13 protein-coding genes are annotated in these 15,370 nt (G+C 38.0%); 7 read left to right on the top strand and 6 right to left on the bottom strand.

The annotated features are described in order from the left end of the window. Position 1 precedes the first annotated feature (1 nt). The 4 genes from HMPREF2750_RS09280 (at position 2) to HMPREF2750_RS09265 (ending at position 3,287) form a co-directional block, all read left to right on the top strand. Positions 2–535, top strand: coding sequence for a hypothetical protein (locus tag HMPREF2750_RS09280; protein WP_070583644.1), 534 nt, complete (start codon positions 2–4; stop codon positions 533–535). A gap of 20 nt (positions 536–555) precedes the next feature. Beyond that, on the top strand, positions 556–1,338 hold the full coding sequence (locus tag HMPREF2750_RS09275) for a DUF4013 domain-containing protein (protein ID WP_070583642.1): 783 nt from the start codon (positions 556–558) through the stop codon (positions 1,336–1,338). 11 nt (positions 1,339–1,349) lie between these two features. Then, positions 1,350–1,742: a DUF805 domain-containing protein gene (locus tag HMPREF2750_RS09270; RefSeq protein ID WP_049367240.1), complete on the top strand. Its 393-nt coding sequence runs from the start codon at positions 1,350–1,352 to the stop codon at positions 1,740–1,742. A 408-nt stretch (positions 1,743–2,150) separates the two neighbouring features. Beyond that, positions 2,151–3,287 (top strand): IS1595 family transposase, encoded by a 1,137-nt coding sequence (locus HMPREF2750_RS09265; RefSeq protein ID WP_070583640.1) that lies wholly within the window; start codon positions 2,151–2,153, stop codon positions 3,285–3,287. Positions 3,288–3,601: 314 nt separating this feature from the next. Here the strand turns inward: HMPREF2750_RS09265 and potE are convergent, their stop codons facing one another. From potE to HMPREF2750_RS09250, 4 genes are all read right to left on the bottom strand, one after another. After that, the gene (gene potE / locus HMPREF2750_RS09260) at positions 3,602–4,921 is read right to left on the bottom strand and encodes a putrescine-ornithine antiporter (RefSeq protein ID WP_049365111.1); all 1,320 of its coding nucleotides are present in this window, start codon (positions 4,919–4,921) and stop codon (positions 3,602–3,604) included. Positions 4,922–5,027: 106 nt separating this feature from the next. Continuing rightward, positions 5,028–7,190, bottom strand: a complete 2,163-nt coding sequence (speF, locus tag HMPREF2750_RS09255) for an ornithine decarboxylase SpeF (protein WP_070583638.1) — start codon at positions 7,188–7,190, stop codon at positions 5,028–5,030. 252 nt (positions 7,191–7,442) lie between these two features. Continuing rightward, the gene (speFL, locus tag HMPREF2750_RS09995) at positions 7,443–7,637 is read right to left on the bottom strand and encodes a leader peptide SpeFL (RefSeq protein ID WP_148129979.1); all 195 of its coding nucleotides are present in this window, start codon (positions 7,635–7,637) and stop codon (positions 7,443–7,445) included. Between the two features lie 210 nt (positions 7,638–7,847). Then, positions 7,848–8,852: an ornithine carbamoyltransferase gene (locus HMPREF2750_RS09250; RefSeq protein ID WP_070583636.1), complete on the bottom strand. Its 1,005-nt coding sequence runs from the start codon at positions 8,850–8,852 to the stop codon at positions 7,848–7,850. Between the two features lie 232 nt (positions 8,853–9,084). Between HMPREF2750_RS09250 and cpdB the strand changes: the two genes are divergently transcribed. Beyond that, entirely contained in the window at positions 9,085–11,058 is a 1,974-nt protein-coding gene (gene cpdB, locus HMPREF2750_RS09245) for a 2',3'-cyclic-nucleotide 2'-phosphodiesterase (protein ID WP_070583634.1), read from the top strand. A 57-nt stretch (positions 11,059–11,115) separates the two neighbouring features. Here the strand turns inward: cpdB and HMPREF2750_RS09915 are convergent, their stop codons facing one another. Together HMPREF2750_RS09915 and HMPREF2750_RS09240 are read right to left on the bottom strand one after the other, a co-directional pair. Then, on the bottom strand, positions 11,116–11,214 hold the full coding sequence (locus HMPREF2750_RS09915; RefSeq protein WP_032827301.1) for a methionine/alanine import family NSS transporter small subunit: 99 nt from the start codon (positions 11,212–11,214) through the stop codon (positions 11,116–11,118). Between the two features lie 2 nt (positions 11,215–11,216). Continuing rightward, positions 11,217–12,731: a sodium-dependent transporter gene (locus HMPREF2750_RS09240; protein WP_070583632.1), complete on the bottom strand. Its 1,515-nt coding sequence runs from the start codon at positions 12,729–12,731 to the stop codon at positions 11,217–11,219. A 159-nt stretch (positions 12,732–12,890) separates the two neighbouring features. Here HMPREF2750_RS09240 and HMPREF2750_RS09235 point away from each other — a divergent pair, with 159 nt between their 5' ends. Together HMPREF2750_RS09235 and ilvG are read left to right on the top strand one after the other, a co-directional pair. Further along, positions 12,891–13,529 carry a tellurite resistance TerB family protein gene (locus HMPREF2750_RS09235; protein WP_070583630.1) on the top strand — a complete coding sequence of 213 codons (639 nt, stop codon included), beginning with the start codon at positions 12,891–12,893 and terminating at the stop codon, positions 13,527–13,529. 185 nt (positions 13,530–13,714) lie between these two features. Continuing rightward, the gene (gene ilvG, locus HMPREF2750_RS09230; protein WP_070583628.1) at positions 13,715–15,370 is read left to right on the top strand and encodes an acetolactate synthase 2 catalytic subunit; all 1,656 of its coding nucleotides are present in this window, start codon (positions 13,715–13,717) and stop codon (positions 15,368–15,370) included.

Genomic DNA, 15,370 nt, shown 5'->3' with positions numbered 1-15,370 from the left:
TATGAGAAAAATACTTAAGGTAGTAATGCTAACCTTATCATTAACTTCTTGTACAGAAGTTACAGAGGGACTTCGAGATATTTCACAAGGTACATTTGTGAAGAAAAGAGTTGGCAATCCATTTAGAACGGAGCAAACCACTGATTCATCTTTATATAACAGTTTGGTTAATCTATCTCAAGGTAAAGCAGTAGGTTCATCTATAAAGATGGAAACATCCGATCTTATGCTCTTTAAGGCATTAAACCATAATACTTTAATTCAAGAAAATGAAGTAAATTATGACTACGACCAAGTTGAATTATTAAGTAATGAATTAAAACGCCATAAAATCTTTGTTAAAGAGAGTAAAGCAGGTGAAAAATGTTCATCTCCTTTATCAAATAATCAAGGATACACATCATCAACTTACGAATTTATGATTAATGGTAAAAAACTATATATCCTTCAATATGGAAGTGTTTGTGGAAGTTGTTTATATAAACCCATTGTAATTACCAAGAATCAGCCTTGCAAAGTCCTCAATACTCTTTAAATTTTAGGTATAACACGAGAATGTTTAAAAATTTGCTTAAAGAATATCAAGAAGGATACTTATATCTCTTTTCTGATAGAAGTTTCTATAAGAAGCTTTGGATTATTCCTTTATTACTATTTTTTCCATTTATAAAGTATCCATTCGGCATAATATTTATTAAAGGATGGCAGGTTCAGATGGTTGAAGATATTATGCTAGATAAGCCGTTGCAATCATTACAAATAAAGAAAATAGTTCTGAAAGGGTTACAAATAACAGGAGTTACGATTATATATTGGATGATTCCAACAGCTTTTTGTTATTTATTAGGACTAAAAGGTATTCTAGGATTGTTCTTAGATATACTAGAATTTATACAAGACGGATTAACAGGCTATCTTACGGATTACATTGAGGATTATATTGCAACGTTATTTATCTACTTTATATGGGGCATGATCTCAAATCCAATTCTTCAATGTGGAATCATTAGATATGCATTAACTGGAAAATGGTTAGAATTATTAAATATACCGAAAAACATCTTATTTCTAATGGCTAATTTACATAATTTCTTAAAATTTTATATTTTTTATCTAGTCACAGTATTGCTTTTAATAATCCTTGATTTGTTATTATTATTTATAGCGTTTCCTATTGAGATTTTGTTACTACCATTTTTACTTGTTCTCTATTATGGTTCAGTTTCACATGAGTTAGGGCATCTAGCAAAAAATGCATTTCTCAAGCAGGTTAATAGTAAAAAAGATTTAACTGCTGATAATCCAACAGATTATATTGAAAATAAACATTCACATTAAGAGGATTGGTTATGATTGAAAAATCGTTATTTACATACTTTATTGAAGCATTTACTAAAAACTATGCAAACTTTAAAGGGCGCGCTAGACGAAAAGAGTATTGGGGATTTACTTTATTTTATGCGTTAATATTCGCTATTTTAGGTGCTTTTGCTTTTACAGGTATTGGAGTAATACTTTTTTTAGTAGTTTTTGTTGTTACCTTACCACCTTCAATATCCCTAACAGTCCGTAGATTACACGATATAAATTTATCGGGTTGGTTTACTTTATATATGTTAATTATGTTAATTCCTGTTATTGGTGAAGCGATTGCAATCATCATATCAATCGTCATCGGAGTTGTGCAAGGTAGTGCCGAATCGAATAAATTTGGCGAAAATCCTGTAATATCGAATAAATAATTACGGACACTAGCGATAACAGATAATAGATAAAAGCAACTTCGTGAGGAATTGCTTTTTTTATTTGACGAAAAATTTTCAAAGGACTATATTTACACTAATTTGCAGGGAAAACTTACTACAAATTATATAATTAGCCAAGGAATACAACTTTATTCAATCACCAATTAATACACATTAACAGGTGTGTAGCGAATGTTTAGGTGGCAGCAAATTTCATCTTGTAAATTTCCTGTTTTAACAATCGCAATTTCACTCATTTAAAATGAGCCTTCCACAAGTTCCTTGTGGGTAACGGTATTCGAGGCATAAACGCTTTGAGCCGACTTGAAATTTTCAAGTGGGCGATTTTTTATGTCTGGCGTTTAGCAAATCTCGAATGCCTTGTACTACACAAGGAAATTCGCAATGGCTCAACATTATTTACTTTCAAGCAAATCCAAAAACATCAATTTAAAAGATATTTTACGCCTTACAGAAGAAGATGCTTTTTACCTTTTAAAAACTCACCGTTGGGGAAACCCTGATAATGTTCGTGATGTATGCTGTCCGCATTGCGGTATTCGCCACGAAGCCTATTTCCTTGCTTCTCGTAAACGTTGGTGTTGTAAACATTGCAAACGCCATTTTTATATTACAACAAATACAGCCTTTGCCTTTCATAAGGTTGATTTAGTCGATATTCTTGCTGTCATCTTAATGATGGTAAATAGCTCAAAAGGCATTAGTGCGATTGATGTTAGTCGTCATCTTAATTTGAACTACAAAACGGCATTTGTACTTTGTGGGAAAGTTCGCGAAGCTTTATTTAAAACGCGCGATTTAAGTCCATTGTCAGGCGAAGTTCACGAAGATGGAATGTGGATCAACTTTACCTTGCGCCCAACTAATTTCCGTAAAAACAATTATAAACAACGTCAAAAAGCCGATGAGAAAGGTCGCAAATATCCCAAATTTAGAGCGACTAAACGTTGTCTATACGCCATTACACAACGAGCTGCAAATGATAGCAATATATGGGGAGCAAACCGTACCATTGTTGCAATGGATTACACCGAAAATGCGGATACTGTTTTTGCATTAAATCAACGCTTTGTCAAAGCAGGCAGTGATATTATGTGTGATGAAAACCCTGCTTATAAAAGTCTTGATTTTCATTACACCCGTTGGTCGGTGAATCATCAAGAGGCTTATAGTGCGAAAGGTGTAAATAATAACCTTGCGGAATCTTTTAATGCCAGAATGCGCGACTTAATGCGTGGTACACACCATAAAACCGATAATAAATATGCCTTACACTATGCCAATCAAGCTGCATTCTTTTCAGATAACCGCCGTAAATCAAATGGGGAACTCTTTGAAGATGTCCTCAAACGTTGCTTATGGGTATTGCCGCTCAAAGAATGGATCGGTTACTGGCAAGGAAATCATCGTGAAGGTGAGCTTCTCGGTATGAAAGCCTTTGCACCTAACGAAATTTCATCACACTACTTTAAGCGACTTGAAGAACAAGCTGCATACGATGAAATTCTGATGGCAGCATAGAACCGAATAGAAGCTAATAGACTAGATAGAAAGAAATAGCTTACCTGAATGAAGGTTGAGCAGAATAGCTACTCCTTGAGTTTAAAAAAATGGAAAATTGATGTAAAAAATTGCGAGGTTAAAGTTAGAATTTGAGGTAAAAGAAATGCCTTTCACGATTTTCATTCGGAAAGGCATTTAAATTTATGCGGTAAATTAGTCAATTTTCGGACTTTGTGCAACTGCTACATAATACCGTAATTTTCAACCGCTCTTTTATACTTTAAGTTTATTGCAACTCGAAAGGCCTACATGAAGATGTAGGCTTCTCTTTTTTAATTTGCTTGTGATTTTTTAAGGTCAAATTTGTAAGAAACAAAACCATACAATGTCCAACCGATAAAGGTCACAATTGAACCATATAACATCGCTTGTTCACCTGCCGCATAAAGGGCATAGATACTATAGAGTGAACCAATAAAGGCAACAAAGACGGTTGTTTTATATTTTTGTGGCGCAACATTCTCTGCTTTCAACAACACGGCAAGTGCAGCCATTGAGAGCAAGTATGGAATAACATTTGTTACTACCGCTAAGTCTACCAACACATTGAATTGTTTATTTAATGATGGACTAATTGTCATCAAAGAAAGTAAAGTTTGTAATGCAGTAATGGTCACCATACCAACGATTGGTGCATCTTTACTGGTAACTTTTTTGAAGAATGCTGGGAAATAACCTTCTTCTGCTGAAGATTTAAATACTTGGGCAATTGTGAACTGCCAGCCTAATAATGAACCAAAGCAAGACATCACCATTAAGCCCATGATGACTTTACCGATTGTTTCATCAAACATATGAGCAAAAGCTAAACCGAATGGCGCTGTTGAATTAGCGAGTTCAAGGTTAGGTACAATACCTGCGATCACGTTAGTTGAAACGATATAAATTACCGCTGCCCCTAAAGTACCACCAAGTACTGCGATTGGTACGTTTTTCTCTGGATTTTCAACAGCATCTGCGTTTGCACAAGCTGATTCTAATCCTAAGAACGCCCATAATGTCATTGAAATAGATACACCGATCGCTTCAAAAGTAGGTACATTGTGTGGGTTCCAAGAATTTACATACATTGTACCATCAAACCATTTCCAACCAATGATTGAAATACCAACCACAGGAATGATTACGCCCCAAATGGTGAATGAACTGATATTACCAGTGATTCTTGCACCACCAAAGTTAAGAACGGTTGCAAGCCAAAGGGTGAAGATTGTCCATAATGCGATAGAAAGTGGAGAAAGGGTTGCACCAAGGAACTCTGAGCCATAACCCACAGCAGAAATTGCGATAGCTGTATTCGCAATAACTAATGATACACCGTAAGTGTAGTTTGCCATGAAGTTACCGGCTTTACCGAAAGAGTATTCCGCATAACCGCCCATTCCACCAGATTTTTTACTGAACATACCGCATTGTGCGAATGCGTAAGCTAAGGCTGTTGAACCAACGGCTGTTACAAGCCAAGAAACGATGGAAATAGTCCCAATTTCGGCTAACTTGGTCGGTAACATAATGATACCAGAACCCATCATATTAACCATGGTAAGAATGGTGAGTTGTACCACACCAATTTTATTACTTTTAGCACTCATAATTTATACTCCTACAAGTGCGGTCAAAAAATCAGATGTTTTTAACCGCACTTTCTTTTGTTTGTGCTGAGAGGGTTATGAGGAAAATCCTCACAACCTCACTTTATTAATAGTCAGTTAAAACATAGCCATATGCACGAGTACGTCCATCAGGGTCTTTTTGTAAGTAAACCCCTTGGATTTCAGGTGCGAAGCCAGGTAATGTGTTGATACCTTCTTCTAATGCAAGGAAGTATTTTTGTGCAGTTGGACTCCATCTTTCCCCTGGAACCACACATAACACACCTGGAGGATAAGGTAATGCACCTTCCGCCGCTACACGACCAACAATGTCTGTTAATGGAACAAGTTCAACTTTGTTACGAACAAATTCAATATTCGCATCGTGTGGATTTAACGCATATTCCGGTAATGTTGCTTTGCGGAATAGGTCTTTTTGAAGTTGTTTTACATTACGGCTTACATAAAGGTCATGCATTTCTTGGCATAATTGACGGATGGTGTAGCCTTTGTAACGGTCTTCATTGTTTTTATACACAGTTGGCAATACATCTTTTAATAAAGAATCTTGTTTAATGTGTTTTTCAAACAAGGCGATTTGAGCGACCAAAGTTTGCATTTTGGTGAGGGTTTCTGCCGGAGTGAGCAAGAATAAGATTGAGTTCAAGTCACATTTTTCCGGAATAATACCGTTTTCACGTAAGTAGTTAGCAAGAATAGTTGCTGGTACACCAAATTTTTCATATTCGCCTGTTTCTAAGCTAATACCTGGAGTGGTAAGCAAGAATTTACATGGGTCAACGAAATATTGTTCGTCAGCATAGCCTTCAAATTTATGCCATGTATCTGTTGGGTGGAATTTGAAGAATTCGAGATTAGTTGCGATTTCTTCTGTGTCATAATCTTGCCATTTTTTACCTTTAATTGTGGTTGGAATAAATGGACGAATTAATTCACAGTGATTTAATACTAATTTACGTGCTTCGATACCGACTTTCACACATTCATGCCATAAACGACGACCTGCTTCGCTACCTTGAATTTTTGCATTCACATCTAACGCCGCAAATAATGGATAGAACGGACTGGTTGACGCATGTAACATAAAGGCATTATTGAAACGTTTGTGGTTTACATAACGATCTTGACCTTTAATGTGTTTATCTTTTTTGTGAATTTGTGAAGTTTGTGAGAAACCTGCTTGTTGTTTGTGAACAGATTGAGTCACTAAAATACCAGGGTCATTTTCATTTAATTCAAGCAATAATGGAGAGCAGTCTTTCATCATTGGAATGAATTGTTCATAACCTACCCATGCAGAGTCGAATAAGATGTAGTCACAAAGATGACCAATTTTATCTACCACTTGACGTGCGTTATAAATTGTACCGTCATAAGTACCTAATTGAATAACAGCTAAACGGAATGGACGTTTTTGGTTTAATTTTTCAGGTGCGACTTCTTTAATTAATGATTTCAAATAATCTTCTTCGAAGCAGTGACTGTCGATACCACCAATGAAACCAAATGGGTTACGTGCAGTTTCTAAGTAAATTGGGGTTGCACCCGCTTGAATTAATGCACCATGGTGGTTTGATTTATGGTTATTACGGTCAAATAATACTAAATCGCCCGGAGCAAGTACTGCGTTTAATGCAACTTTGTTTGAAGAAGATGTACCATTTAATACGAAGTAAGTTTTATCTGCATTGAATACTTGAGCAGCATATTTTTGTGCATCACAAGCTGCACCTTCGTGAATCAACAAGTCACCTAATTTCACGTCAGCATTACAAATATCTGAACGGAAAATGTTTTCACCATAGAAGTCATAAAGGAAACGACCTGCTGGGTGTTTACGGTAGTATTGACCACCTTGGTGTCCCGGGCAGTCAAAAGCAATATTACCCATTTCTACATATTCACTTAACATTTTGAAGAATGGAGGTAACATTTTTTCTTCATAAAGTCTTGCAGCAGTTTCGATTTGACGGCTATAAAGCTTAATGTCATAACCATTTAAATCTTGAATATGATAAATAGCATCATAGAATTTCGGATCAACTTGTTCTTCTTCTGTTTGAACAACAAATACTGGGATACCAAAATTTGTTGCTTGAATACGTTCAAGGTATTCACCTACATCCCCTGATGTCAACACAATAGCGGCAACATCAGTAAAGTCTGTTTTGGTAATTTCAACTAATTCTCTATTTGTAGAGAAATATTGTTCAACTTTTGGACTATATGCAATTTTTAAGTTTGGCATAATAAACTCCTTTTATTTATTTTTTTGACGTAAAGTTACCCTGCGCTATTAATTTTAATAACGCAATAGATTTATTTAGAATAAAACAACTTGCTCTAGTTTTTTAATATAAGAAACTAAAGTAAGAATTTTTATTTTAAATTAAATAAGATTAAGTTAATTTCACAAAATATTTCTTGCCTGTTCTAGACAATACAAAAATATTCAGAAATTAATCTGTGGAGACTCTCTAAACAGAGAGAACAACTCTGTTTAGAGAGCCGTGTTGGATGGTTTATTTTGAGAAGCGAATACTGAGTATGAGAAGCAAGAGCGATGCGATGGCATCATAATATGGCGTGTACGACGGATATGCGCCATCAAAGAACGACCTTTTATCGGATTAAACCGTAAAAGTCTCAATACTTTCGTATGGACGTATCTGTGTATATATGTACGAAATAGCATAGAAAAAGTCCCTCTTTCTATCTAAACTAACCTTAGTTAGGTATATTCTCTGCTTGTGTAAACATCATGTCAATAATATTTTTCAAAAAATGTGATCATTATCAAAAAATAAATCTTATTTTTATATAAAAATAAAACCACAAAAAGTATGGAAATAAATTATTCTTGAAATAGATGATGAATAAATGTACTCATTTATCGAGATCTTTCCTAAGCTAAACTCGCTACCATGACTGCTTTAATCGTATGCATACGGTTTTCTGCTTGCTCAAAGGCAATATTCATCGGTGATTCAAATACCTCTTCAGTCACTTCAATACCGTTTGCTAATTCAGGATACTTTTCAGCAATTTGGCGACCCACTTTAGTTTCACTATTGTGGAATGCAGGTAAACAGTGCATGAATTTTACTTTCGGATTACACGTACGCTTCATGAGCTCTGGTGTTACTTGATAAGGAAGCAATAACTTAATGCGTTCTCCCCAGGCTTCTAATGGCTCGCCCATTGAAACCCAAACATCAGTATGCACAAAATCGGCACCTTTTACCGCTTTATCAATATCTTCAGTTACGGTAAGGCGCGCACCACTTTCTTTGGCAAAACCTTTACACATTTCAATAAAACTGGCTTCTGGTAATAGGGCTTTAGGGCCACAAATTCGCACATCCATCCCGAGTTTTGATCCAATTAGTAAAAGAGAATTCCCCATGTTATTGCGTGCGTCACCAATATACACATAACTTATTTGATGAAGTGGCTTGTCACAGTGCTCAATCATCGTGAGAACATCCGCGAGCATTTGTGTAGGATGAAACTCATCCGTTAAACCATTAAACACGGGCACTCCAGCATAATCCGCAAGTTCTTGCACAGTACTTTGTTTAAAACCTCGATACTCAATCGCATCATACATTCGCCCGAGAACTCTCGCAGTATCTTTCATGCTTTCTTTATGTCCAATCTGAGAGGAATTTGGATCAATGTAAGTCACTTGTGCACCTTGATCATGAGCCGCTACTTCAAAGGCACAACGAGTACGTGTTGAAGTTTTTTCAAAAATGAGTGCAATATTTTTACCTTTAAGTTGTTGCTGCTCTGTCCCTGCATATTTAGCACGTTTTAAATCACGCGATAAATCTAACAAATAATTAATTTCGCGTTCTGAATGATGAACAAGACTCAATAGGTGTCTATTTTTAAGATTAAAAGCCATAGCGATCTCCTTATCGGATGCCATCAATAAATGCAGGCTACCTTACTGTGAATGACTTAATTTTTAGTGGATTGGATAGCCTATTTTTGTCCCAAATGCGGAGTTTTGCAACTGAATTCAATCCTTTATTTTGTGATGCGCATCACACTTCATTTCAGAACTTTATATTGCGCTTTCTTTATATATAAAAGAGATTTAAAATCCTGTCGATTCTCACACAACAGGAGCACATATGATCAACAGAAGAGATTTCATCCAACTTGGCGCAAGCAGTATTTTAGCGTTGAGTGCGAGCCGTTTTGCTTTTGCAAAAAGCGACACCCAAGTCAATTTACGTATCGTAGCAACGACCGATATTCACAGTTTTTTGACTGACTTCGATTACTACAAAGATGCACCTACTGAGAAATTCGGTTTTACCCGTGCAGCAAGCTTGATTCGCCAAGCGCGTCAAGAGGTGAAAAACAGCGTTTTAGTTGATAACGGTGACTTAATCCAAGGTAACCCAATTGCTGACTATCAAGCTGCTAAAGGTTACAAAGAAGGCAAATCAAACCCAGCTGTGGATTGCTTAAATGCAATGCACTATGAAGTGGGCACATTAGGTAACCACGAGTTTAACTATGGCTTAGATTATTTAGCTGATGCAATTAAACAAGCGAAATTCCCAATCATCAATGCTAACGTAGTGAAAGTCGGTACTGAAGAGCCCTATTTCACACCTTATGTGATTCAAACCAAAGAAGTGGTGGATAGCCAAGGTAAAACACATAAACTAAACATCGGTTATATCGGTTTTGTGCCACCACAAATTATGGTGTGGGATAAAGCAAATTTACAAGGCAAAGTTGAAACGCGCGATATCGTGAAAACTGCACAAAAATATGTGCCAGAAATGAAACAAAAAGGCGCCGATATTATTGTGGCACTTGCACACACTGGCCCATCTGATGAACCATATCAAGAAGGTGCAGAAAACTCAGCATTCTATCTTGCTGATGTACCACACATTGATGCTATTGTTTTCGGTCACTCTCACCGTTTATTCCCGAATAAAGAGTTCGCAAAATCACCAAATGCAGATATTGCTAAAGGTACTGTAAAAGGCGTACCTGAAAGTATGGCTGGCTACTGGGCAAACAACATCAGCGTGATTGACTTAACCCTTGCTCAACACAACGGAAAATGGTTAGTGGCTGATGGTAAAGCGGTACTTCGTCCAATTTACGATGCAGAAAACAAAAAAGCGACCACAGAAAGTGATGCCGAATTGACCGCACTTTTAAAACCTGTGCATGAAGCAACCCGTGAATTCGTGGCTCAGCCAATCGGTAAAGCGACGGATAACATGTATAGCTACTTAGCCCTAGTACAAGATGACCCAACCATTCAAATTGTGAACCAAGCACAAAAAGCTTACGTTGAAAAAGTGGCACCAAGTGTTGCAGCAATGGCTGGCTTACCAATTTTAAGTGCAGGTGCACCATTTAAAGCAGGCGGACGTAAAAATGACCCAACGGGCTATACTGAAGTGAACAAAGGTGAATTAACCTTCCGTAATGCAGCAGATTTATACCTCTATCCAAATACCTTAGTTGTGGTGAAAGCAACGGGTGAAGAATTGAAAGAATGGTTGGAATGTAGCGCAGGTATGTTTAAACAAATTGACCCTACAAGTGACAAACCACAATCTTTACTTGATTGGGACGGTTTCCGTACTTATAACTACGATGTGATTGACGGCGTAAATTATGAATTCGACCTGACTCAACCACCGCGTTATGACGGCGAATGTAAATTGATTAACCCGAACTCACACCGTGTAGTGAATTTAACTTACCAAGGTAAACCAGTTGATCCAAAAGCAGAATTCTTAATTGCGACTAACAACTATCGTGCTTACGGTAATAAATTCCCAGGCACGGGCGATGCACACATTGTTTACGCTTCTCCAGATGAAAACCGCCAAATTCTTGCGGATTACATCAAAGCAGAAAGCGAAAAACATGGCCATGTAAACCCAAGTGCGGATAAAAACTGGCGCTTTGCACCGATTAAAGGTAACGATAAATTAGACGTGCGTTTTGAAACTTCGCCAAGCGAACAAGCAGCGAAATTTATTCAAGACAATGCCCAATACCCAATGAAGAAAGTCGGCACCGATGAAGTGGGATTTGCGGTATATCAAATCGATTTATCGAAATAACAAAAAAGGGCGTGCTCAGCACGCCCTACTTATTTCAAAGTGCGGTCAATTTTGACCTTATTTTTCTTCTTTTGGAAGTCTGATTAAGGAAAAGATCAAGCCGCCCCAAATCACAAAAAGCGCCACAATCATCATTGTAATTGCAATACTTGTCATCTTTATTCTCCTTTTTCTTCAAGCTTGAAGTTATCTTCATTTTTCCATTTTAAACGAGAAAGAATGAATGAAACCACCACTAGCGAAATTGCCATACCCCAACCAAAGATATTTACAAACCAGCTTGGATAGCCTTCATAACCTTCTGTAAATACTTTTGCACCTTCACTCAATAACATAAAGGCAAGAATACCAGTTGTGATGACAATGCATAAACGCCATAGGAATCCCACTTTGAATGAAGAGCTTTGATTTAAGTGGTTGCCTAATAAGCCTAATTTTTCATTTGCTACAATCACAATTAATGAAACAAATGCCACTGCTACAATACCGAAGTAGTTTACAAATTTATCCAACACATCAAGCATTGGTAAGCCGGTTGTCGTACCAAATAAAATGACTGATACCACCATCATTGGTAAACCAACAACAAAGGTCGCTTTTGCTCGACGTAAACGGAGTTTATCTTGAATCGCTGAAATAATTACTTCAATAACAGAGATAAATGAGGTTAATGCCGCAAAGGTTAATGAACCAAAGAACAATACCCCTAATACTTCACCGAATGGTGCTTTGTTAATAATAGTTGGGAATGCAAAGAAGGCTAAACCAATACCACCTTTTGCCACTTCGCTCACTTCTACGCCTTGTGCAGTTGCGATGAAACCTAATGCCGCAAATACACCGATACCGGCAAGTACTTCAAAGCTCGAGTTTGCAAAGCCAACAACCAAACCGCTACCTGTTAAATCAGAATCTTTTTTCAAGTACGATGCATACGTAATCATAATCCCGAAACAGATGGAAAGAGAGAAGAAGATTTGACCGTAAGCCGCAATCCACACGCTCGGATTAGAGAGTTTTGACCAGTCTGGTGTAAATAGTGCGTTTAAGCCTTTTTCTGCACCTGGTAAGAATAAAGAATAAACTACCAAGGCTACAAACATCACCACTAAAACAGGCATTAAGATATCTGAAGATTTAGAAATCCCTTTTTGAATACCTAAAGAAAGCACGCCTAATGCCACTAACCATACAGCAATTAATGGGCCAGTTACCATGCCTACAAACTCGAAGCTCACGCCGTTACTGATATCACCCATTTTTAAGAATTCATGTAGGAAGAAATCAATCGGTTGGTCGCCCCAAGCAGAATTAAGTGAGAAATAGGTATAGCTTGCCGCCCAACCTAATACTACCGCGTAGTAAAGACCGATGATGACATTCACCATTACTTGCCACCAACCAAACACTTCAAAGTGTGGGTTAAAGCGACGATAAGAAAGCGGTGCACCACCACGATGGCGATGACCGATTGCGTAATCTAAGAAAAGCAATGGAATACCAGCGGTTAAAAGTGCAATAAGGTAAGGGATAATAAATGCACCGCCACCGTTTTCATAAGTGGTGTAAGGGAAACGCCAGATGTTTCCTAAGCCAACAGCGGATCCAATCGCTGCCATAATAAATGCATTCCGACCAGAAAAGGTCTCACGCTTTGCGTTTGACTGCGTCATATTAAGTTCCTTTTGAATGAAGAAAGGTTTCAATATAATGAATTCTAAAACCTAGTCAAGAATTTGATTTAAAGTGCGGTTAAAAATAATGAATTTTTTTTTAATATCACTGTCTAAAGGCGGAATTTAATCTCTATTAATAACCAAAAGGAAACATTTATGGATCTCAACAGCATTTTAAATCAAGTTTTAGATGTGGCTAAAAACTCTGCAAGCAAACTTGAAACAGGCAACCAAACTATCGACTCTCTCACCAAAGTAGGCGGTGGTGCAGCCTTAGGTGGTATTTTATCCATGATTTTAGGCCGTAGCGGTGGTGCAAGCTTAGCAAAATTAGGCTCACTTGCCGTTTTAGGTAACCTTGCTTATCAAGCTTACCAAAACTATCAAAAATCCCAACAAAACAGCCAACCAAACATCTCAGAAAATGCATTTGATGTACTAAATTCATCAAGCCATGTCGATGCAGGCGAATTAATTTTACGCACCATGATCGCCGCAGCGGCAGCAGACGGTGAAATTACTGAAGATGAAAAACAAACTATTGCAAACGAAGCAGGTAACAACCCTGAATTAGCGCAATGGCTTGAACAAGAAATCCAAAATCCAATTTCTATCAATGAAATTGCACGTCTTGTAGGTAACGATACTGCACTTGCAAGTAATGTGTACTTAGCCGCTCGTTTAGTAAGCAAAGATTTATCTCGCAAAGAAATCATTTTCTTAGCAGACTTAGCAAAAGCATTAGGCTTAGACGATGCGCTTGTTGAACAATTAGAAAAACAAGCAGGCTTCTAATTTTGTGCGTAGAAAACATTACGTTTTCTGACCGCACTTTTCATTCAAAAACACGATAATCTTAGTTATCGTGTTTTTTTCGTTTGTTTTTTCGCGAAAACCTAACCAAAGGCGAAAAATTCCGCTACAATGCTGAACTTCAATAGTCATAAAATTATTTAATTATCATAAAAACGGGAAGCAACATGACAGGCGCACAACTCATTATTGAATGTTTAAAAGCGCACGGTGTAACCGATCTTTTCGGCTACCCAGGCGGGGCAATCATGCCAACCTATGATGCCATCTATGACTCAGGTCTTGACCATCTCCTTTGTCGTAACGAACAAGGTGCCGCAATGGCCGCAATTGGTTATGCACGCTCTACAGGCAAAGTCGGCGTATGTGTCGCAACGTCAGGCCCAGGTGCAACCAATTTAATTACAGGTTTAGGTGATGCCTTTGCTGATTCTGTGCCTCTCGTAGCATTTACTGGCCAAGTAGCTGCTCCCCTTATCGGTACGGATGCTTTCCAAGAAGCTGATGTTTTAGGTTTATCTCTTGCTTGCACCAAGCACAGCTACATTGTGCAATCCATCGAAGAACTCCCCGAAATTATTGCCTCTGCTTTCCAAATTGCACAAAGTGGCAGACCAGGCCCTGTTCTCATCGATGTCCCTCGTAACATCCAAGTTGGCGATGTACCAGAACACATCAAACCCATTGTAAAACCAACCGTAAAACCAACCGCACTTTCAGAATTAAAATTAGCGGAAGCAAAAGCATTATTGGCGCAAGCGAAAAAACCTGTGCTTTATGTGGGTGGTGGTGTAGGCATGGCGAAAGCTACACAAGCGATCAAAAAATTCCTACAAATCACCCAAATGCCATCTGTTTCAACATTGAAAGGTTTAGGCTCAATTGACCCAACCGATCCCGTTTATATGGGCATGATTGGTATGCACGGCACAAGAGCTGCAAATGTTGCCGTACAAGAATGTGATTTATTGTTAGTATGCGGTGCGCGTTTTGATGACCGTGTAACGGGTAAATTAGATAGTTTTGCACCACACGCGAAAGTGATCCATTGTGATATTGATGCAGCAGAAATCAATAAACTTCGTGTGGCAAATGTTGCCCTTCAGGGTGATTTAATTCAAGCCTTAGAGGCTTTAAGCATCCCACTTGCGATTGATGATTGGCGTGCACATATTCAAGCGCTGAAAGCCAAACTCGATTTCACTTACATCGACAATGCTGGTAACCGACCAATTGACTCTTGGTCATTACTCAACACGCTTTCTCAGCGTAAACCTCAAAATGCGGTGATTTGTACCGATGTGGGCCAACATCAAATGTGGTCTGCGCAACATATGCGTCATTTCGCACCAGAAAACTATATTACCTCCGCGGGGTTCGGCACCATGGGATTTGGTTTACCTGCAGCGGTGGGCGCGAAAAAAGCACGCCCTCATGATGAAGTGATTTTGGTGACAGGCGATGGTTCATTGATGATGAACATCCAAGAATTAGGTTCAATCAAACGCGGCAAATTGCCTGTAAAAATTTTGCTGTTAGATAACCAACGTCTTGGTATGGTACGTCAATGGCAAGACCTTTTCTGGAACAAACGCCGCTCTGAAACCATTCTAGAAGATAACCCTGATTTCGTGATGTTGGCGAAAGCCTTTGATATTCCAGCTGAACGCATTGAGCGCGCTGATGATGTAGATGCGGCACTTAATCGTTTATTAAATAGTGAAACTGCCTATTTATTGCAAGTATGCATTCCACCTGAAGAATGTGTATGGCCATTAGTGCCACCAGGTGCATGCAACACGGACATGCTGGAGGAAATTTAA

Origin of the sequence: Haemophilus sp. HMSC066D02, assembly GCF_001810545.1 — a bacterium.
Taxonomy (GTDB): domain Bacteria; phylum Pseudomonadota; class Gammaproteobacteria; order Enterobacterales; family Pasteurellaceae; genus Haemophilus_D.
Note: the sequence above shows the minus strand (reverse complement) of the source record. Positions and strands in the feature narration are given on the sequence as shown.

Bases quoted from the DNA above. Each gene is read 5' to 3' on its own strand.
- HMPREF2750_RS09280 (WP_070583644.1), top strand. From the start codon at position 2: ATGAGAAAAATACTTAAGGTAGTAATGCTAACCTTATCATTAACTTCT.
- HMPREF2750_RS09275 (WP_070583642.1), top strand. From the start codon at position 556: ATGTTTAAAAATTTGCTTAAAGAATATCAAGAAGGATACTTATATCTC.
- HMPREF2750_RS09270 (WP_049367240.1), top strand. From the start codon at position 1,350: ATGATTGAAAAATCGTTATTTACATACTTTATTGAAGCATTTACTAAA.
- HMPREF2750_RS09265 (WP_070583640.1), top strand. From the start codon at position 2,151: ATGGCTCAACATTATTTACTTTCAAGCAAATCCAAAAACATCAATTTA.
- potE (WP_049365111.1), bottom strand. From the start codon at position 4,921: ATGAGTGCTAAAAGTAATAAAATTGGTGTGGTACAACTCACCATTCTT.
- speF (WP_070583638.1), bottom strand. From the start codon at position 7,190: ATGCCAAACTTAAAAATTGCATATAGTCCAAAAGTTGAACAATATTTC.
- speFL (WP_148129979.1), bottom strand. From the start codon at position 7,637: ATGCTATTTCGTACATATATACACAGATACGTCCATACGAAAGTATTG.
- HMPREF2750_RS09250 (WP_070583636.1), bottom strand. From the start codon at position 8,852: ATGGCTTTTAATCTTAAAAATAGACACCTATTGAGTCTTGTTCATCAT.
- cpdB (WP_070583634.1), top strand. From the start codon at position 9,085: ATGATCAACAGAAGAGATTTCATCCAACTTGGCGCAAGCAGTATTTTA.
- HMPREF2750_RS09915 (WP_032827301.1), bottom strand. From the start codon at position 11,214: ATGACAAGTATTGCAATTACAATGATGATTGTGGCGCTTTTTGTGATT.
- HMPREF2750_RS09240 (WP_070583632.1), bottom strand. From the start codon at position 12,731: ATGACGCAGTCAAACGCAAAGCGTGAGACCTTTTCTGGTCGGAATGCA.
- HMPREF2750_RS09235 (WP_070583630.1), top strand. From the start codon at position 12,891: ATGGATCTCAACAGCATTTTAAATCAAGTTTTAGATGTGGCTAAAAAC.
- ilvG (WP_070583628.1), top strand. From the start codon at position 13,715: ATGACAGGCGCACAACTCATTATTGAATGTTTAAAAGCGCACGGTGTA.